The 20,686-nt window shown below is 42.7% G+C and carries 17 protein-coding genes; 8 read left to right on the forward strand and 9 right to left on the reverse strand.

Annotated features, from left to right (window positions below; all coding sequences use genetic code 11):
• Positions 1–202: 202 nt before the first annotated feature.
• The 6 genes from AB4135_RS17835 (at position 203) to AB4135_RS17860 (ending at position 11,241) form a co-directional block, all read left to right on the forward strand.
• Complete coding sequence (locus AB4135_RS17835; protein WP_371994804.1) at positions 203–559, forward strand: DsrE/DsrF/TusD sulfur relay family protein; 357 nt, start codon at positions 203–205, stop codon at positions 557–559.
• A gap of 98 nt (positions 560–657) precedes the next feature.
• On the forward strand, positions 658–2,022 hold the full coding sequence (gene glmU / locus AB4135_RS17840; RefSeq protein WP_371994805.1) for a bifunctional UDP-N-acetylglucosamine diphosphorylase/glucosamine-1-phosphate N-acetyltransferase GlmU: 1,365 nt from the start codon (positions 658–660) through the stop codon (positions 2,020–2,022).
• A gap of 576 nt (positions 2,023–2,598) precedes the next feature.
• Entirely contained in the window at positions 2,599–4,746 is a 2,148-nt protein-coding gene (locus AB4135_RS17845) for a TonB-dependent receptor (protein ID WP_371994806.1), read from the forward strand.
• A 429-nt stretch (positions 4,747–5,175) separates the two neighbouring features.
• Complete coding sequence (locus AB4135_RS17850; RefSeq protein WP_371994807.1) at positions 5,176–5,946, forward strand: DeoR/GlpR family DNA-binding transcription regulator; 771 nt, start codon at positions 5,176–5,178, stop codon at positions 5,944–5,946.
• 84 nt (positions 5,947–6,030) lie between these two features.
• The gene (glmS, locus tag AB4135_RS17855; protein WP_371994808.1) at positions 6,031–7,860 is read left to right on the forward strand and encodes a glutamine--fructose-6-phosphate transaminase (isomerizing); all 1,830 of its coding nucleotides are present in this window, start codon (positions 6,031–6,033) and stop codon (positions 7,858–7,860) included.
• A gap of 570 nt (positions 7,861–8,430) precedes the next feature.
• The gene (locus tag AB4135_RS17860; protein ID WP_371994809.1) at positions 8,431–11,241 is read left to right on the forward strand and encodes a TonB-dependent receptor domain-containing protein; all 2,811 of its coding nucleotides are present in this window, start codon (positions 8,431–8,433) and stop codon (positions 11,239–11,241) included.
• A gap of 79 nt (positions 11,242–11,320) precedes the next feature.
• Here the strand turns inward: AB4135_RS17860 and AB4135_RS17865 are convergent, their stop codons facing one another.
• The 6 genes from AB4135_RS17865 to AB4135_RS17890 form a co-directional block, all read right to left on the reverse strand.
• Positions 11,321–11,596, reverse strand: coding sequence for a hypothetical protein (locus AB4135_RS17865; protein WP_371994810.1), 276 nt, complete (start codon positions 11,594–11,596; stop codon positions 11,321–11,323).
• Between the two features lie 131 nt (positions 11,597–11,727).
• A complete protein-coding gene (locus AB4135_RS17870) occupies positions 11,728–11,916 on the reverse strand; it encodes a hypothetical protein (protein ID WP_371994811.1) in 189 nt (62 codons plus the stop codon).
• A 216-nt stretch (positions 11,917–12,132) separates the two neighbouring features.
• Positions 12,133–12,882 (reverse strand): phosphate ABC transporter ATP-binding protein PstB, encoded by a 750-nt coding sequence (gene pstB, locus AB4135_RS17875; RefSeq protein WP_371994812.1) that lies wholly within the window; start codon positions 12,880–12,882, stop codon positions 12,133–12,135.
• 12 nt (positions 12,883–12,894) lie between these two features.
• Positions 12,895–13,752: a phosphate ABC transporter permease PstA gene (gene pstA / locus AB4135_RS17880; RefSeq protein ID WP_371994813.1), complete on the reverse strand. Its 858-nt coding sequence runs from the start codon at positions 13,750–13,752 to the stop codon at positions 12,895–12,897.
• Complete coding sequence (gene pstC / locus AB4135_RS17885) at positions 13,752–14,657, reverse strand: phosphate ABC transporter permease subunit PstC (protein ID WP_371994814.1); 906 nt, start codon at positions 14,655–14,657, stop codon at positions 13,752–13,754. The genes pstA and pstC overlap by 1 nt, the downstream gene beginning before the upstream one ends.
• Before the next feature lie 83 nt (positions 14,658–14,740).
• Complete coding sequence (locus AB4135_RS17890) at positions 14,741–15,550, reverse strand: phosphate ABC transporter substrate-binding protein (protein ID WP_371994815.1); 810 nt, start codon at positions 15,548–15,550, stop codon at positions 14,741–14,743.
• A gap of 519 nt (positions 15,551–16,069) precedes the next feature.
• Here AB4135_RS17890 and AB4135_RS17895 point away from each other — a divergent pair.
• Positions 16,070–17,266 (forward strand): potassium/proton antiporter, encoded by a 1,197-nt coding sequence (locus tag AB4135_RS17895; RefSeq protein ID WP_371994816.1) that lies wholly within the window; start codon positions 16,070–16,072, stop codon positions 17,264–17,266.
• A gap of 18 nt (positions 17,267–17,284) precedes the next feature.
• On the opposite strand, the gene AB4135_RS17900 is transcribed toward AB4135_RS17895, so the two are convergent.
• The 3 genes from AB4135_RS17900 to AB4135_RS17910 form a co-directional block, all read right to left on the reverse strand.
• A complete protein-coding gene (locus AB4135_RS17900; protein ID WP_371994817.1) occupies positions 17,285–17,482 on the reverse strand; it encodes a DUF2061 domain-containing protein in 198 nt (65 codons plus the stop codon).
• 181 nt (positions 17,483–17,663) lie between these two features.
• On the reverse strand, positions 17,664–18,566 hold the full coding sequence (locus AB4135_RS17905) for a 1,4-dihydroxy-2-naphthoyl-CoA synthase (RefSeq protein WP_371994818.1): 903 nt from the start codon (positions 18,564–18,566) through the stop codon (positions 17,664–17,666).
• A gap of 129 nt (positions 18,567–18,695) precedes the next feature.
• A complete protein-coding gene (locus tag AB4135_RS17910) occupies positions 18,696–19,049 on the reverse strand; it encodes a hypothetical protein (protein ID WP_371994819.1) in 354 nt (117 codons plus the stop codon).
• A gap of 88 nt (positions 19,050–19,137) precedes the next feature.
• Here AB4135_RS17910 and ccoG point away from each other — a divergent pair, with 88 nt between their 5' ends.
• Complete coding sequence (gene ccoG, locus AB4135_RS17915; protein ID WP_371994820.1) at positions 19,138–20,559, forward strand: cytochrome c oxidase accessory protein CcoG; 1,422 nt, start codon at positions 19,138–19,140, stop codon at positions 20,557–20,559.
• The last annotated feature ends 127 nt before the right edge of the window (positions 20,560–20,686 follow it).

The following is a 20,686-nucleotide window of genomic DNA, read 5'->3' on the forward strand; positions in this document are numbered from 1 at the left end:
GTAGGTCGGCATTTATGCCGTCAATTCCAATTTGATACCAACGCCTCTATCGTAGCTCTGACTCTAGCCTGTCATCTAGGCCTAATTGTAGGTCGGCATTTATGCCGTCTCATATTTGATAATATAAGAACGTGATCTTAGTAAAACCCTCTCTCCTGTTTGAATGCTACCCTCAGACGATTAAATGTCAGGGACTTCTTCAATGCAACACATCCTAATTATTGTAAATGACGCTCCTTATGGTTCAGAAAGACTGTTCAACGCTCTGCGCTTAGCTATTCAGCTCAATGAGCAAGAGAATCCACCAGCCAAGGTCAGTTTGTTTTTATTGTCTGATGCGGTTACCGCTGTAATACCAAAACAAAACCCTGCAGAGGGTTACAACATCCAGCAGATGCTGGAGATTATTATCGCTCAAGGTAGCCAAGTTAAGTTCTGTGGTTCCTGTATACACTCTCGTGGGTTAACCGAGTTAAGGCTAATCGAAGGTTGTGAAGTCGCCACAATGGATGATCTTGCTCAATGGGTTCTAGTTGCTGATAAGGCTGTGACTTTTTGAATAGGATGCTATTTAGCGAGAGTCGCTTTTATGGCTGATTTAGCTTAAAATCAGCGCTCAAAAATTTTATAAGTAAGCATCAGCTCAAGGATTAACAAATGGCACTGAATGTCGTGATTTTAGCCGCAGGCAAAGGAACCCGCATGCGCTCAGATCTTCCCAAAGTTTTGCACCCTATCGCCCATAAGAGTATGGTCCAACATGTTATTGATACCGCACATAAAGTCGGTAGCGATGCGATTCAGCTTGTTTACGGCTACGGTGCAGACAAGCTAAAAGCTAAGCTTGGCGAGCAGCAACTAAACTGGGTATTACAAGCTGAGCAGCTAGGTACTGGACATGCCGTCGCTCAAGCTAACGACAACATTAGTGATGATGACACCGTATTAATTCTTTATGGTGATGTACCACTTATTCAAGCTTCTACATTGGAGTCGTTACTTGCGGCTCGTGAAGATAACGGTTTAGCCATTCTTACTGTCAATCTGCCAAACCCTAGCGGTTATGGGCGTATTGTTCGTGAAGATAACAAAGTGGTTGGCATCGTTGAGCAGAAAGATGCCAATGCTGAGCAGCTAGCTATCAGTGAGATCAACACGGGCATTATGGCGGCGCCGGGTAAACAACTTAAAGCATGGTTGGGTCAGCTTTCATCAGATAATGCTCAGGGAGAGTATTACCTAACAGATATTGTGGCGATGGCTCATAAAGATGGTGTTGCTATTACCACTGCACAGCCAGAATCTGCCGTTGAAGTTGAAGGCGCTAATAACCGAGTGCAGCTCGCGCAACTGGAACGCGCTTACCAAGCCCGTGCAGCTGAGAAGTTGATGCTTGAGGGAGCTAACTTACGTGATCCTGCCCGTATCGATATTCGTGGTGACGTTAGCGTTGGCATGGATGTGATGATAGATGTCAATGTGGTGATTGAAGGTCGCGTTAACATAGGTAACAACGTGACCATTGGTGCTGGTGCAATTCTGATTAATTGTGACATTGCCGATAATGCTGAAATAAAGCCATACTCGATTATTGAAAACGCCAAAGTAGGTGTTAAAGCGAGTGCAGGTCCTTTCGCTCGCCTGCGTCCAGGCGCAGAGCTTAAAGAAGATGCGCATATCGGTAATTTCGTTGAGATGAAAAAAGCCGTTCTAGGTAAAGGTTCTAAAGCAGGCCATTTAGCTTACATTGGTGATGCAACTATCGGCAGTGGCGTTAATATCGGTGCAGGTACCATTACTTGCAACTACGATGGCGCTAATAAGTTCCAGACCATTATCGAAGACAATGTATTTGTAGGCAGTGATACCCAGCTTGTTGCACCAGTAACCATTGGTAAAGGCGCAACTTTAGGTGCTGGTTCAACAATTACTAAAGATGTGGCAGCTGATGAGTTAGTGATAACTCGGGTTAAGCAGCGCCATTTAACCGGCTGGGCAAGACCAGTTAAAAAAGCTAAATAATTGCTACCGTAGTTTAAAAAGCGACCTTATTAGGTCGCTTTTTTGGTTTATAACCTGCCATAGAAAGGCTGTGATTTTGTTGAGATACACAATTAATACCAATCAGTATAAGAAGTTGATCTACTCAGAGCGTTTTTGGCACGCTAATTCAAGGCAGTCAATCCAAAGTGAGTAATGACATAATGGTCGTTCCCTTATGAGTTTATTCGTTGCCGAAGTAGCAAGCCAAAAACACTCCTTCAGGCGAGTTTTAGTGGCTCTGATGCTGCGTTAATGAACTTGAACGTAGAATAACTATGCTCTTCATTCATTGCCTTACCTCAAAGCCGCTAACCTCTCGCTGAGCGATCAAATCTTTATACTAATTGGTATAAGAGGAGTATCTGACAAGCTTTAAACGATTGATACATTTTGATTCGTCTGTGGCTATTTTAATTTTCCAGGTTGACGCATTGTTGTCCTTGTGCGCTAGTTCACATTGACAATGTAAATACACGTAAAGAAGTATAAATAAAAACAATTCTCATTTATATTGCAGCCAATTATTACATATTGGTTTCATTTTTGGGGTTGATCATGTCTTTTCAGACTTCTTTTAAATTTTCTCGTATCGGTCTTGCTGTTGTTGCTGCTTTAGCATCATCAACCTCTTTTGCTGAAGAAGTGATAGCCGATTCTAATGCTGTTATCGATACTAATATCGAACGTATTACCGTTACTGGACGTAGCTTTAATGACTATAACGTTGGCTCTTCATCAGGCGCTATGCGTGGTGATATAGACATTCTTGATACTCCACAATCGGTCACCGTTATCCCTGATTTCGTTACCGATGAACAGTTAGCTACTAATCTTGGTGAAGTGTTAGTTAACGATTCAAGTGTGACTGGCGGTAGTGAAAAATGGAACCGTCAAGTTTTCAACATTCGTGGCTTTGAGCTTTCTTCTGGTTCGGGCTTCTTGATAAACGGTCAACAGCAATGGTCTCATTATGTACAGCCAATCGAAACACTACAGCAAGTTGAAGTCCTAAAAGGTCCTTCAAGCATGCTTTATGGTCAATCAGGCCCTGGCGGACTGATTAACATGGTAAGCAAAAAACCAACAGCTGAAACCATGTTCGATTTTGGTTTTGATACCGATGAGCATGGCTCAACTCGTTTTCAAATTGATGCTGGTGGTAGCTTAAACGAGTCTGAAACCATCCGTTACCGTACCGTGCTTGTTAAGCAAGACACTCAATACTGGCGTGAGTACCAAGATGGTTCAAACCAAGAGCGTGACCGTTGGTTAGGTTACTTAAACCTTGAATTTGATATTACCGATGACCTATTACTATCGGTGAAGTATGACCATACCCAAGACAAGACGGGTATTGATACTGGCGGTTGGTTAGACAGCAGCGGCGATTTGATTGGTGGCAGTGACATCATTTGGGATCAACCGTGGGCATTTACTGATAATACCATCACTAACATGGGTGCTGATTTAACCTACCATATCTCTGATTCATGGCAGGTAAAAGCGGGTTATAACGATCAGCAGTTTAATCGCCAGCGTTTAGACTCATCGCCGCAATACTCAGAAACAGCAATGACAGATGGCTATACCATTAAGCCATTTGACCGTTACGATGATTGGCAGCATAAAACAGGTTATGTTGATTTCACCGGTAACTTCTATACTGGCGACGTGGAACATCAACTACTTGTTGGTGCCAATATGCTTGACTACTACTATGGTCAATTGAAAGATAGCTATGTGTCAGAAGGTGGTGATAATTTTATTCCAGTTACTCCAGGCACACCGATCGACAGACCTGATCTTGATTACAATAACGATAGCACCAAGTATGAAAGTGAATACAAGCACTATGGTTTCTATGTTCAAGATTTAGTAACTATTACTGATGAATGGCAAGTACTCGCTGGCGTGCGTTATGACGAACAGAAGAAAGATGGCGACGGTAATAACAGTTACGCTGTATCACCTAAATTTGGTGTGATTTACTCACCAGCTGCTAACGGTAGTATTTACGTCAACTATTCGAAAAGCTTTACTCCACAAGGTATTGTCAATGATCCTAATGATATCAATGACAAGATGAACCTAGATCCTGAATATGGTGAGCAGTATGAGATTGGCACCAAGTGGGAGCTGTTTGATGGCAGCTTGCTACTAACCGGTGCTGTATTTGATATTACGGTATCAAACGTTACTGTTACTGAAGACCTTTCAACACCCGTTGGTGATGACACACAGATTACTACTCAAAGCGGTGAGCAACGCCATAAAGGTTTTGAAATGGGCGCTCAGGGTCAGATCAGTGACAAGTGGTTCATGACTAGCTCAATGATGTATCTTGACGCTGAATATATTCGCCCAGAGAGCGATGGTTTAAATGGCATGACGCCAGTAGATGCACCTGAATGGTCTGCAAATATCTGGACACGTTACGAAATGACTGATGATTTAGCGCTGAACTTTGGTGCTATTTATGTGGGTGAGCGCTTCGCCAGTACTGATAACACCATTACTAAAGATAGCTATGTGCGTTTTGATATGGGCGCAGCTTACACTATGGATGTCATGGGTAGCGATGTTAGCGTTCGCATGAATGTTAAGAACCTATTTGATGTTGATTATCTAGCGGGTGGTTCTTATAAAGATGTAACCGTTGGCGAAGGTCGTCATGTTAGCCTTTCACTGGAAGCTAAATTCTAAATTCAAGCGGTAATAAGTTTATTCTAAAAGCCTCAACATCAAGTTGAGGCTTTTTTTTATCTGTAATTTGCACATTTAGAGTCGTAATACTAATTGCATTAAAAGTTTGACCATTCAGCGGGAATTCAAAACGCTGTAGGCAAGTAGTGGGATTTGAGCTAATAGTTATTCTATATCCAAATCCCATAGCGAAGCATACAGTGTTTTGAAACCCGCACTACGTGAGCCGCTCAGTCTTTCCACTTCTGCTTTGCATTAGCTTAAAAGGGAATAACCATTTCTTTACCAATGCGCTTTGAATTGAAAAGACTGAGGGGCTCTGAACTGGTCAAATACTTAATGCAATTGGTATTAATTAAGCAAAAACTAGCAATTAAGTTTCATTTACCTATAATACGCCTTTCGAAACGAAACTTAGCGAAAGGTTTTATGAATAAACGAAACACTCAACAGCGCCGTCACAGTATTATTAGCCTGCTCAATGAGCAAGGTGAGGTGAGTGTTGAGCAGTTATCCTTACGTTTCGAAACTTCTGAGGTGACCATTCGCAAAGATCTCGCCACTTTGGAAAAGACTGGCTTGCTTTTACGTCGGTACGGCGGCGCGGTGGCTGTGCCTGATGAAGTAACCCAGCAGTTCAGTGCCAAGATTGCACCCAATAAGCTTTCAATCGCTAGAGTCGCCGCCGAGCTGATCAAAGACCATAATCGAATAATCATCGATAGCGGTAGCACTACCTCAGGCTTAATCGCGCAGCTCAATGCTAAGCGCGGCTTATTAGTCATGACTAACTCTCTCACGCTTGCCAATGCGATACACGATCTTGAAAATGAACCGACCTTATTGATGACCGGTGGCACATGGGATCCGCATTCGGAATCATTTCAGGGGCAAATTGCCGAACAGGTACTACGTTCTTACAACTTTGATCAGTTGTTTATAGGCGCCGACGGTATTGACCTTGAGCGCGGCACAACCACCTTTAATGAGTTAACAGGCCTGAGTAAGGTGATGGCGGAAGTATCGCGAGAAGTTGTTGTGATGCTGGAGTCAGAAAAACTTGGTAGACGTATACCAAATTTAGAACTGCCTTGGGGCAATATCAGCGTACTGGTGTCTGACGACAGGTTACCAAGCGAGGCGGTCGAAAGTATTGCAAAACATGGGGTGCGAGTCATTCTTGCACCTTATGCTGGCTAGCACCTCTAATTGAGGTCGCCGATTTTTAAATTTAGCTTTTCATTTTAGTTTCAAATTAACTCAGACAGAGTCTAGGAAAATAGTATGTGTGGAATAGTTGGCGCAGTAGCGCAAAGGGATGTTGCAGAAATTCTGGTTGAAGGATTAAGACGACTTGAGTATCGCGGTTATGACTCTGCTGGCGTAGCAGTACTTAACAATGGTGAGTTAAGCCGCACTCGCCGTGTAGGTAAAGTGCAAGAGTTATCATCTGCGCTTGATGAACAACCACTAGCGGGTGGCACTGGTATCGCACATACACGTTGGGCTACACACGGTGAACCGAGCGAGCGTAATGCGCATCCACACGAATCTGAGGGTAATATTGCTGTAGTACACAACGGCATTATTGAAAACCACAATAAGCTGCGTGAAATGCTCAAAGGCCTGGGTTACAGCTTTGCTTCAGATACCGATACCGAAGTGATTTGTCATCTAGTTCACCATGAACTTAAAGCTCACGACACTTTACTTGCCGCGGTACAAGCGACGGTTAAGCAACTCGAAGGCGCTTATGGCACAGTTGTTATCGACCGTACAGACAGTGAACGCATGATTGTGGCACGCTCTGGTAGCCCGCTGGTTATTGGTTACGGCTTAGGTGAGAACTTTGTTGCTTCTGATCAGCTAGCATTGCTACCCGTGACTCGCTCTTTTGCTTTCCTTGAAGAGGGTGATGTGGCTGAGGTGACTCGTCGTGAAGTTAGTATTTTCGACGTTGAAGGTAATGCTGTTGAGCGTGAAGTGAAAGAGTCTGAAGTCACTCATGATGCCGGTGACAAAGGTGAATACCGTCACTACATGCTAAAAGAGATCTATGAGCAACCAACGGCAATCGCTCATACACTTGAAGGTCGTATTGCGGCAGGTAAAGTTTTAGATTCAGCCTTTGGTGAAAATGCCGCTGAGTTTTTAAAAGATATTAAACACGTACAGATTATTGCTTGTGGTACCAGTTATCATGCCGGCATGGCGGCGCGTTACTGGCTAGAAGATTGGGCGGGCGTTTCTTGTAACGTTGAAATTGCATCTGAGTTTCGTTACCGCAAATCACATCTATTCCCGAATAGCTTGTTGGTAACGATCTCACAATCAGGCGAAACTGCTGATACGTTAGCGGCTATGCGTCTAGCTAAAGAGATGGGTTATAAAGCGACGCTGACTATCTGTAACGCGCCAGGATCATCTTTGGTTCGTGAATCTGACATGGCTTATATGATGAAAGCGGGTGCAGAGATTGGGGTTGCATCAACCAAAGCCTTCACTGTGCAGCTTGCTGGCTTGTTAATGCTAACGACTGCAATTGGCCGTCACAATGGTATGTCAGCAGAGATGGAAGCGGAGATCACTCAAAGCTTGCAATCTATGCCTGCAAAAGTGGAACAAGCACTGAGTTTAGATGATGCGATTGCTGAACTAGCAGAAGATTTTGCTGATAAGCACCATGCATTGTTCTTAGGTCGCGGCGATCAATACCCGATTGCGATGGAAGGTGCGTTGAAGTTGAAAGAGATCTCTTACATTCACGCCGAAGCTTATGCATCAGGTGAGCTTAAACATGGTCCATTAGCGCTTATTGATGCCGATATGCCTGTTATTGTCGTTGCACCAAACAACGAACTGCTTGAGAAGCTTAAGTCTAACGTTGAAGAGGTGCGTGCTCGCGGTGGTTTGATGTATGTCTTTGCTGATAAAGATGCTGAGTTTGAGTCAGATGACACCATGAAAGTGATCCCTGTTCCTCACTGTGATGAGTTTATGGCACCGCTTATCTACACTATTCCCCTACAGTTATTGTCATATCATGTGGCATTAATTAAAGGTACTGACGTTGACCAACCGCGTAACTTAGCCAAATCGGTTACTGTAGAATAAAATAGTTATCCAGAGTTTTTCGAATAATATTGGCCTCCTTTAGTGGGGGCTTTTTTATGTATTTAAAATTATGGTTAATGAGATGGTCCGAGGTTTTAAGAGGTAAAAGAAAAACCTCTCTTAATAAGTTATTCCTAATTATTTGCCATCTACATTAAGGTGTGCTTAATTACTTAGTATCCCCCTCTTGTATTAATTAAATTCATGTTCTATTTATTAATAATTTGATATAGATCTAAGATTTTTATATTTGTTAAGGTTCTTAGTTGCTATGTAAATTAATGGTTACGCTCTCTCTCGATATTTTGTATTTTATTAGATGTCAAACTTAGCTAGTTATTAGTCTTATTGTTTTTGTTTTAGATTATTAGTCTTGTCTCCCATGTTTATACGTACTCTGCGTACTTAATTACTCTCCTGTTTGTGAAACTATTGTTTATTGTATTGTGTATATCACTTGTATGTATAAAATATACCCCGTGGTTTCACAGAAAGATAACGAATAAACCACATGTTGCGAAGGTGTTAATACGCCAAATATAATTCTAATAATGTAGTAGGTAGTATTTGATGAAGATGAATTCAATTTCACTTGGAGTAGCAGTTGCTATTGGCACAATGCCTTTTACTGTTTTCGCTCAAGAAGCTAGCAATATTGAAGCGGTCGAAAAAGAGATAGAAGTTATTCAGGTTACAGGCTCTAGAATTGCGAGAACTGATATGGAAGGGGTTGACCCTGTCGTTGTCCTATCTGCAGATGATATTGTCGCTCAAGGTCATGCAAATGTATTTGATGCCTTAAACTCTCTAGCACAGAACACCGGTCAGTTTGTCGGTGAAGAAGATTCAAACAATTTTAATGCTAATGCTCAGGCTATAAACCTTAGGGGCTTCGGTTCTGGTTACACTTTAACGCTAATTAATGGCCGCCGTATTCCCGTGTTACCAAAACCTTCTGGGGGCTTGGGGGGCAACGTAGTGAACTTAGCTATGATCCCTACTGAAGCGGTTAAACGGGTCGAAATACTCAGTGGTGGTGCTTCCGCTATTTATGGATCTGATGCCGTTGCGGGTGTAGTGAACATTATTTTGAAAGATGATTTGGACTATACCAAGGCTAGTGTGCGTTTTGGCGATACTAAAGATGGCGGTGGTCAAAGTAAAAAGTTCACCTTTAGCACGGGGGGCGAATTGGACAAGCTCAGTTATACAGCCGTTATTGAGGTTGATCAACGTGACCCTATTTATGGTGATGATAGAGATTGGTTTGATGAAACGACCGATGGTCCAAATAAAGACAATTATGGCCTCCCACAAGTAATGTCCTATTGGGGGCGTTATGAACCGAACGCTTGGATGCTAAAAGATCTATCTGGTCGTTGCGAAGAGCTTGGTTATGAAAGTGTGCAACCGGGTTGGCTCTCTGATGATAGTCATGGTGATCCAGACCCATATCTCTGTGGTGATAATGTATATAACACTTACACCATTCGTAATTCCCGCGATAACGTATCTGCTTTTGTTAACTTAGATTATGAACTTGATGAAGGGCGTTTATTTGCCACGTTAATAGGTACTCAGTCTTCTGCTGATGCAGGCGTTGGACGTTATAGTTACGGGATTGATTACGACGTAAGAACTGATATCAATGACAGTAGCACTCACCAAGCTAGCCGCCACGCGTATCGTCAATTTAGAAATTTTGAAGTGCCAACATCTAATCAGGAGTATGACGAAACTGCATTAATTGGGATTTTCGGCATAGAGGGGCTTATTGCTGATGAGTATGATTACTCGGTAACATTTACCGCTAGTCAATATGATTATGAAGATTCAATCGTGAGGCTTGATGATGAAAAAATGCTGAGCCTGTTATTTGGTGAGAAAGGTGTTGATTGGGATCAGCCTTGGGATGGGAATCGTTGGGTTGTAGTCAATGAATCTCAGGTAAATGATAATTTTGAGCCTGACAGTGGCATTGATTTTTTCGGAAAGCTGACGCCAGAAATGTTTAATGATGCGACACATACATCTGTAGGTAAAGGTGACTCCTACCTGTACAGCGTTGCATTTGATCTTACTGGGGCATTACTTGAATTACCGGCTGGAGATCTGCAGTTTGCTTTGGTAACAGAGTACACCAAAGAAGGTTATAAGTTTGATACCGACGACAAAACAGTCAATGGTGAAATTTATGGCTGGAGTGGAATTACTGGTGATGGTGACCGTGACCGTTATGCTGTCGCGCTGGAGTTAGCTGTGCCATTAGCTGATTCTGATAGTGGATTTGGCTCTTTGGAGGCCAAGTTAGCAGGTCGTTATGATTACTACGATGATGAGTCAGACGTAGGTGGTGCCTTCACTTATCAAACCGGGCTTTCATGGCGTCCTGTTGATGAAGTGCTCGTTCGAGGTTCATACGCAACCTCATTTAGAGCACCTGACATGAACTACATGTATGCCGGCGAGAGTTCATCATTTGTATCTAGCACCGATTACCTTACCTGTGCTCAAACAGAAAATTTAACCATAGGTCAAAGCTGGGAAGATTGCGGCAATAACTATGGAACAGGAAGTATTCGCCAATACTCTAAAGGAGATATGTCCCTAAAAGAGGAAACGGGTGACAGCATCAATTTAGGTGTGGTGGTTGATATTACCGACGATTGGTCGGTGACAGCGGATTACTATGAAATCTCCCTTGAAAAGAAAATTGGCTCAATAGGGGCTGGAACGGTATTACGCTACGAAGCCGAGTGTACGCTTGGGTTTGATCAGTATGGTAATACCATTGACCCCAACTCTGCTAAATGCCAGGAGATGCTTGGGCGAGTCACTCGCGGTGGTCAAAATGACGGAGTCACTTCAACAGTAACCAGCCCATTTAATACTGGTATGCGTGAGCAAAAAGGGATGGATCTGTCTTCAAGTTTTAACTATGAGTTCGAACGTTTCGGATCGATTTTCTTTAACCTTAATTACACTCATATCTTTGAGACTAATGAGAAGTACCTTCCTGAAGATGAGATTGAAGATATTAGAGATGCGCAGTGGAATAGTGAGTTTAGAACCCATACTACTGGGACACTCGGTTGGTATAACGACTATCTCACCGTATCAGTGTTTGCCAACCGTTTAGGGAGTTCTCCTGTTCGTTGGTCAGAAGAGGAAGGAGAGCGCTATGATGCATGGACGCGCTATAACTTAAATGCTAATTATCAATTTACTGATAGCTTTAGTGTTACAGCTTCAGTGGTCAACCTATTTGATGAAAAACCACCTCAACATGAGTCAGAAGAGTGGTGGCCATTTGCTGATATCTCTAAATACAATGCTGTTGGCATGGAGTATTTTATTACCGCAAGCTATACCTTTTACTAAACTTTTAAACTAGCTTTAATTGATAGATGCCAGCAAAGATTGCTGGCATCTTTTTTATATCACTCAGAAAGCGATGAGCTTACTTCTCTGCAGCACCTTTCTCTTTCGAAATTTTTATATCGAAATTATCTAGCAATAATAGTGTGTCAGCTATTGCGGCTTTGAGTTTACCTGCTGGTGGTGAAGCTAATTTTTTTGCTTGCTTGAGTGATTCTCGCCGAGTGACAAATTCAAGCATGGTTTCGAGCTTTTCTGGGCAATCAATATCAAGAGGAGGGAGCTTTTTAGCTGAGGCATTATTATAAATTTCGAATTCACTTTTTAAGTGTTCTTGAGCTTCTCTGATTCTTTCCATATAAGTTGTAACCCCTGTATATGATTTAACCCATAGTTCGAAGCTAACCGATTAACATAATTTAAACAAGTTAGCCTGCAAAAGTTAGCTCATTTGAGGGGGAGTAATGATCAATAAATAACACTTTTATACTATTTCTTTGTAAGTAGGCTAATACTGTAAGTATTTCTAAATTGGAACTTATCACCCGCGAGTATCAGCGCTTTGGCTTCAGGTAGATCTTCCAAAGCCAGACCTTTAGACAGCAAAATAAGTAATGCTTGAGAGATATGTTTTGTTTCCGAAACATGGGATTTAGTATTGTAAAATTCGACCTGCATATACGTCCTATAGACACAGTATTAATCGGCTAGTACTGGATTGAGGTGCAAGTTGACGGAGTCAGCAAGCAGGTTGCTGAATTTACGCGATTGATTCTATTTGGCAAGTATTAGCGCTTTATAGCGTTAAGCTGATCTTTTTATGAGTGAGAGTTTTGTTTTTGGTAGAGCGGTCGCACTCATTTAGAACAGGAGTGCGACTTTTGTTAGTGCGACTTATCCAAACTCACCACTAACATAACCTTGAGTCCGCTTGTCGATTGGTTGATTGAATATTTGATTGGTTTCACCGTGTTCGACCAGTTCACCCATCCAGAAGAAAGCGGTTTTATCTGAGATCCGCTTAGCCTGATTCATTGAATGGGTCACGATTACTATGGTGAACTTCTGTCGCAGCTCGTCCATCAACTCCTCAATTTTATGGGTGGCAATAGGGTCGAGTGCACTGGTGGGTTCATCCATCAATATCACCTCTGGTTTCATTGCAATCGTACGGGCGATGCACAGCCTTTGCTGCTGTCCACCTGATAATCCTTGGCCTGGCGAGTCAAGTCTGTCTTTAACTTCATCCCATAATGCAGCGCTGCTTAGTGCTTCCTCGACAGCATCATCTAATACTTTTTTGTCTTTTACTCCTTGAGCTTTGAGCCCAAAGGCCACATTTTCATAGATGCTCATTGGAAAAGGGTTGGGCTTTTGAAAGACCATCCCAACTCGCATTCTGAGTTGCTTAACGTCGACGTCTTGATAGATGTTGTCTCCTTCAAACATTACGTCACCCTCAATTTTTACGCCAGCGACTAAGTCATTCATGCGATTTAGAGTGCGCAGCAGTGTTGATTTTCCACAACCTGACGGGCCAATTAATGCGGTAACTTGGCGTGAAGGTATAGGCAGTGAGATATCTTTTAGCGCATGGTTATCGCCATAAAATAGGTTTAAGTTGTTCACTTCTAGCTTATTCATTGGGATAACCTTTTAATGTTTGTTCATGCGTGTAGCAATTAGTTTTGTTGTCATGTTGAGAAGTAACACCAACACTATCAGCACGGTAGCTGTTGCGTAGGCCTGATCCCATTCATGCTGAGTAAATAGTTCTTGAGTTAGCTTATACAGATGAACGGTTAAGGTTCGGCCTGAATCGAGCACAGACTCTGGAATTTGAGTAACCATACCCGCAGTTAAAAATACTGGCGCAGACTCACCAATCACTCGACCAGTGCTTAAGATTATTGAGGTGACAATACCGGGCAAAGCACTTGGCAAAATGAGGCGGTATATCGTATAGATTTTGGAGCTGCCAAGGGCGTATCCACCTTCACGGTAGCTCATTGGTACAGCCAGCAATGCTTCTTCGGTAGTACGAATGATTACCGGCAATATCAACATTGCCAAAGTTAATGAGCCTGAAAGGATTGAGAAGCCTAAGCCTAGGGTGGTGACGAAGAACGTCATGCCGAATAGACCGTAAACAATCGAGGGGATCCCAGCGAGAGACTCGGTGCAGAAACGAATGGTTTTAACTATTTTGCTGCCAGGTGCTGCATATTCAGTTAAGTATATTGCGGTCATAATGCCGATTGGGGCAGCAATGGCGAGTGACAGCCCCACCATATATACGGTAGAAACGATCATAGCCCAAATACCAGAAGCTTCTCCTATACGGGTGTATGCACCAGTAATGAACTCCCAACTAACGTGTGCTAAACCGTTACTTAAAATGTGCCAAACAACCCAAAGTAAAAACAAGATGGTGATGGCGGCAGCGCTCCAGACTGCTGCAAATAGCAGCTTGTCTTGTCGCTCTCTATTGAAAATGCGCATATCTTGAAGCATTAGTAGCTCCTCTTACGATTTAGGTATAACAAGCTGGCGTTAAGTAACACAATGAATACCAACAGGACGATGCCTGTAGAGTAGAGTGCGCTGGAGTGGATGCCTGTGGCATAAGACATCTCCATTGCTATATTAGCGGTTAAGGTTCTAGCTGGTTCTAATATTGAGCCCGGCATAGCAGGGGCATTACCCATCACCATAATGATGGCCATGGTCTCACCAATAGCCCGAGCGATACCTAGCGCCACCCCAGTAAATATGCCACTACGTGCTGCGGGTATGAGCACTTTAAATATGCTGTAAATATGCGATGCACCAAGTGCTAGTGCGCCCTCCTTATATACTGGAGGTAATGCTCGTAATGAAGTTTCAGAAATGGTTATCACTGTTGGCAATATCATGATTGCCAGTACAATTATCCCAGCTAGAATAGTGTTACCTGCAGGAATATTAAATAGAGTTTCGATAGCAGGGACAATTATCACTAGGCCGAAAAAGCCATACACCACTGAAGGTATACCCGCTAACAGCTCGACAGCCGGACGCACAATATTGGCCAGCCATTTTGGTGCTAACTCAGCTAAAAACACAGCCGTTAAAATTGCGATAGGGACACCAATTACCACAGCACCAGCGGTTGATATAAGGGTCGATACTATCATTGGGAATATGCCGTAAAGAGCAGGTGGTAACCACTCTCGACCTAATACTAGGTTGACGACCCCCGCTTCTTTAAAAGCAGGTAGCCCTTCTTGGAATACAAACCACCCGATAGTGGCGACAGAGATTACACCTACCATGGCGCTTGCTAAGAAAAGCAGGTGGAAGAACATCTCCTTCCAATCAAAGTTCTTTGCTGGGGCGAGTTGCATTCCTTGCGCTCGGGCTTTACTGGCTGTGTTCATCGCTTGGTCTCGACATATTGCGGCTGACGCTAAATGGAATAAGCAAAGAGAAGCTTGAGCTCCTCTTTGTTTATCATTGATGACTATTGAACGCGGATATAACCTTCGCTCGCGACAATTCCTTGGCCATCGGCAGACATGATGTATTCAATGAACTCTTGTGCAGTGCTTGGAGCATTTTTATCCATTAATACAATAAATGGGCGTGCAATTTGGTAGTCACCTGCAGCGATGTTGTCATCAGTTGCGGCAACCCCGTCAACATCGATGGCACGTAAGCTGTCATCAACACTCCCTAGTGAGATATAGCCAATAGCATATGGGTTGTTTGCAACAATGGTTTTGATCATGCCGTTGCCATTGCCCACTTGAGCGGTAGGGATGATTGCAGTGACCTTGTGGCCGTTAATCGTACGCTGCAGTTTCATTATCTCTTCAAAAGCGCCACGAGTACCTGAACCATTTTCTCGGGTAACCACAACGATTGGACGAGACTCTCCGCCAACCTCACTCCAGTTCTTGATTTCTCCACGATAGATCTTTGCGATTTGCTCTTGGGTTAAGTTCTTTACTGGATTAGCATTATTCACAGCAGCTGCAATGCCATCTCTTGCGATGACGATCTCCTTGGTATCACTGCTCAATTCGCTCTGTTTTACGTTACGAGATGACATGCCTATCATGCTGGTGCCATCTTTTGCTGCGCGAATACCTGCTGAAGAACCCGTGCTCTGCACTTCAACATTTTTGTTCGATAGGTTTTGATAGTTTTCTGCCAGTACTTCCATGACATGGGCTACGGAGGTTGAGCCCGATACGGTAACTGTACCTGCTAGAACCTGTGGTGATGCCATCAAACCTACAGCAGTTAATAAGCCAATAACTTTTTTCATCGCTTTTCCTACTCTGTTTTAAGTTGTCTAAATACAAAACCAAATTAGTGCCTCACTGAAGGCGAGTGCATTAAGACAGAGAAATATGACAGTTAAGTGACAGTGTTTTTGGATCAAGACAGATGAGTGGCTGGTGGATATTTTTATTACTTGAGTAAAGTTAATGGTCTTTCGAAAATTAATAAAATTTAAGACTCTATTTCTTAAGTCATTTATTTGAAGTAGGTTTACATCGTGGCAGTAGCTGGCGGCAAGGTTTTGTCGCTAAGTAAAAGTGGATAGTTGTGCGGGTTCACCTACGCTTAAGTTTAGATTAATAATTTGGAGGGGTTTTTGTAGTATATTAAGTGCTTAAGAATATTTGATAAATTAATTATTAAGTTTTTATTACAGTCATTTTTTGATGCAAACTTGCTTGGTTTACCATCTCTTTTTTCTCAGTTATAACTATGACTCAGCATTAACAAACTGTTTGCAGTCGCCCTAGCTTTTTTTTGGCTTTTTACTTAAGGAAATTTTATGACCACTGAAATGATCATGATTGGCATGTCTATTTTGATCGTGGTCGGAATATTGCTGCATCACCCCTCGCGCACCTTAGGCATCCCTTCATTGCTTATTTTTATGGGGGTGGGTTTGCTGCTAGGTAATGGAGAGTTTAACTTTGTTTATGATGATTTAGACAAAACAGCCTGGATAGGCGGTTTGGCGCTGAACATGATTGTATTTGTTGGTGGTATCAATACCTCAACGGACAAGATAAAGGTAGCTTATAAAGAGGGAGGGGTTTTAGCGTCTTTTGGGGTGCTATTTACCACCCTGTTTTTCGCGATTATTTTATATGGTCTGCTTGATTTTGACTTTATCACCTGTCTGTTATTCGCTGCGATTGTGTCATCTACAGATGCAGCAGCGGTATTTTCAATTCTTGAATCTAAAAAGCTCAAACTTAAAGAACAAACCGACACCGTATTGGAGTTTGAATCGGCTACCAACGACCCGGTAGCGATGTTACTGGTTATTTTCTTAACCGATATGGTGCTTTCAACCGGCAAGAGTGTAGTGGCATCTGAAATCGCTTTAGAGCTGGTCACCCAAATAGGTGTCGCTATGGTGGTTGGTTTCGGTATTGCTAAGCTGGCTGTTTGGCTATTGAACCGTATACACCTGTCTGAATTCGGTCTCATTCCGGTGTTTGTGTTAGCAAGTTTTATTATTGCTACTTATGGTGCAGAGGTTCTCGGTGGCAATATCTTACTGGCTTCATACGTTGCTGGAGTTGTGATCGGAAATGGTATTAAGCGCGGACAACTCGTTAATCTACACTTCTTTAATAGTCTATCTTGGTTAGCACAGGCGTTGATGTTTATCGTTTTGGGACTACAGATCTTTCCGCAGTCGCTAGCGGGAGTATTTATGAGCTCTCTATTGCCAGCTATTTTATTAATACTGGTTGCGAGGCCTTTGGCTGTGCAACTCTGTTACTTACCATTTGTTAAAGCAAGCTGGAAAAAGCGCTTGTTTATTTCATCTATAGGGTTAAAAGGAGCGACCCCGATTGTATTCGCACTGATCCCCGCTGCTGCTGGAGTCCCTGGAGCACTAGATATCGTGCATATGGTGTTCTTTATCGTGCTGTTCTCCGTGTTTATCCAAGGTGGGGCTATTGCGCCATTGGCAAATAAACTTGGTTTGAATAACGCTGACAAAGACTAGCTAAGCGGTAGCGCTCTACTAGGCTGTAGCGTTCTGTAAGGCATTTTTAGATTCAATGCCTTTCCATACCTTTTCATGGAAATAGAAAACAACGGTATTTACGGCGGGCTCTATTAAAGCAACGGCACCACCAATAACAATACTACCTGTTAATAGATAGGTAATCGTGAATGCAACGCTAAAGTGAAGAATCGCAAAGGTTATTGTCTTAGTCATAATAGTGCTCCTTTAAAAGTTACCCAGATGATAACGATTATCATTTGCATTTTAAAGGGGTTTGTATAGATAAGTTTGATTGGAATATTAGATTAGCAAGATAAATTGGTTATAAACCCATCAATAACATTAATGTATTGATGGGTTTACGGTAACTTTAATTAACAGTAAATATCGTAAATTAGTAGTGCCACGGGAAAGATGAGAAGTCCTGCTCACGCTTTTCTAAGAACGCATCACGCCCCTCTTGTGCTTCGCCAGTCCCATAGGCTAAGCGAGTCGCTTCACCTGCAAACAGTTGTTGGCCAACTAAACCATCATCTGGAAGATTGAAACCGTATTTAAGCATACGCATCGCCGTCGGCGACTTAGAATTGATCTCTTTGGCCCAGTTTAATGCTTCCGTTTCGAGTTCTGCGTGAGGAATTGCACGGTTAACCATTCCCATATCAAAGGCTTCTTCAGCAGTGTAATTAAACCCTAGGAAGAAGATCTCTCTAGCACGCTTTTGACCAATCATTTTGGCTAAATAGGCACTACCATAACCTGAATCAAAACTGCCAACATCGGGATCAGTTTGCTTGAATACCGCATGCTCTTTTGACGCTAAGGTTAGATCGCACACTACATGTAAACTATGACCACCGCCAACAGCCCAGCCTGGCACAACCGCAATGACTACTTTTGGCATAAAGCGAATTAAGCGCTGTACTTCTAGAATATGCAACCGACCCATACGAGCAACGTCAGCGGTACCTTCTTCAGCACCTTCGTATTTGTAGCCGTCTTTGCCACGGATCCGCTGATCGCCGCCAGCACAGAAAGAGTGCTGCCCTTTTGCTGATGGACCATTACCAGTAATAAGAACACAACCAACATCTGACCATTGGCGAGCATGATCTAGTGCGGTGTATAGTTCATCAACGGTTTTTGGGCGGAATGAGTTTAAGCAGTCTGGTCGGTTTATCGCAACTCGAACGGTTCCCTGATCTTTAGCTCTGTGGTAGGTAATATCTTCGAAATTAAATCCAGGAACAACATCCCATAATGCAGGGTCAAAAATGTCAGATACTTTATCAGTCATGAGCGGCTAGCCTTTTCATTTTGTTTGTTAACAATAATGAGTAAAGGCTAGGCGGAATCGGATCTCAGGTCAATTAGATTAGTCACTAATCCGTGAGCTGAGATCGACCATAATGCAATAAGAATGGATTTAGTTCAGCTTGTCACATATATAGGTTTGGTTTTCTTTACTAAAGTTGCTGTGCTTGTCTGCACCATTGCCGCAGTAATGCTGCTTGAAATCATCCAACTTAGCTTGTGACTGAGTAATAACATTAAGTGCTTGTTGCTCAGTTGCTGACAGTCTATCCGCTATATCCGTCTTAAGAAGGTCAACCTTATGGTCAATTCGTTGTAGTTGCGTTCCTGTCATACCATCAAGCTTATTTTCAGCTTGCTGGTAAATAGCCTGAACTTCGGCAACAGGCTCATCCAATGTATCTGTTTCTGTATAGAGGTAATAAAGAACACCGCCAATTAGTGCCAACAAAATCCAGCCTTTCATCAATTAGTCCTATATAGGTGAATAACTTGTAGTATAAGCGTTATAATAAGCTAGTTTTCTAGCAATATTAAAGCTGTAAGGCTACAAAATGAGCGCAGAACAAAATAAAAAAGACTTTTCAAAAGTAGAAAGAATCAAAATTCATCAGCCTGACGCCAATAAAGCGGACAGGTTTAACCCTCGTAATCGCATCTATGTAAGAGCGGTAGAGGGGCTATGGACAACCTTGCGTCGCCAATTGGGCTGGATAGCAATGCTGTTCTTTTTACTGCTTCCTTGGATCCCTTGGGGAGATCGTCAGGCGGTCTGGTTTAATCTTGCTGAACAAAAGTTCCATGTCTTCGGCCTCACTATTTGGCCGCAAGATTTCACACTCTTAGCTGCCTTATTAATGATTGCCGCATTTGGACTCTTTTTCATCACCACCTATTTAGGACGTGTTTGGTGTGGCTATACCTGTCCACAAACCGTGTGGACCTTTATCTTTATGTGGTTTGAAGAAAAGCTCGAAGGTTCGCGTAATAAACGCATGAAGCTAGATCAAATGCCATGGAGCTTCGATAAACTTAAGCGAAAAACCGCAAAGCATGGTGCTTGGTTATTGATCTCACTGCTCACAGCAATGACGTTTGTCTCTTACTTTGTGCCCACAAGGGAAGTGTATATAGAGGTATTCACACTTAGTGCCAGTGGCTCAGTATATTTCTGGGTGATCTTCTTTACGTTTGCGACTTATGGCAACGCTGGTTGGATGCGTGAGATCATGTGTTTGCATATGTGTCCTTATGCACGCTTCCAGTCGGCAATGTTTGATAAGAACACTTTTATCGTCGGTTACGATGCTAAGCGTGGAGAAACTCGCGGTCCAAGATCAAGAAAAGCAGATCCTAAAGAGATGGGCTTGGGTGACTGTATTGATTGTGACTTATGTGTTCAGGTTTGCCCTACCGGCATTGATATTCGTAATGGCCTGCAGTATGAGTGTATTAACTGTGGTGCTTGTATTGATGCTTGCGATACCACCATGAGCAGGATGGGGTATGACAAAGGACTTATTAGTTACACGACTGAAAATAAGCTTGAAGGTATAAAAGAGAAAGTTCTCCGTCCTAAGCTTGTTGGCTATGGGGTCATTTTAGCGGTGATGGTTTTGGTGTTTGTATATGCAACAGCCACAATTGCCCCTATTCGTATTGATGTTATCCGTGACCGTAATCTTCTATTTAGAGAAACAGATGCTGGGTTGATTGAGAATACCTTTACCTTAAAGGTCCTTAATAAGACCGAAGATACCCATATATACAACTTGAGTGTAGAAGGCTTATCGAATTACAAATGGATTGGCCCACAACAGGTAACGCTCAGTGGCGGTGAGGTATTAACGCTGCCAATCAGTATTGCGGTAGACCCCGTTGAGCTTTCTAGAGCGATGACGCATATCAATTTTGAAGTTGAAACTGATGATGGTGAGATTGAAGCAAAACAAGAGTCGCGCTTCTTTGGTAACTAATAGAACAGCTTAAACAGATTAAAAAGGGGCTTTTAGCCCCTTTTTTGCGCGTATCGTTTGAGAAATGTCCGCTTAGACGTTTTATTGCATTTTTTCTCATTTAGCCTCTTGCGCTCCGCTACGATTT

The organism is Shewanella sp. 10N.286.54.B9 (assembly GCF_041468565.1).
Lineage (GTDB): Bacteria > Pseudomonadota > Gammaproteobacteria > Enterobacterales > Shewanellaceae > Shewanella.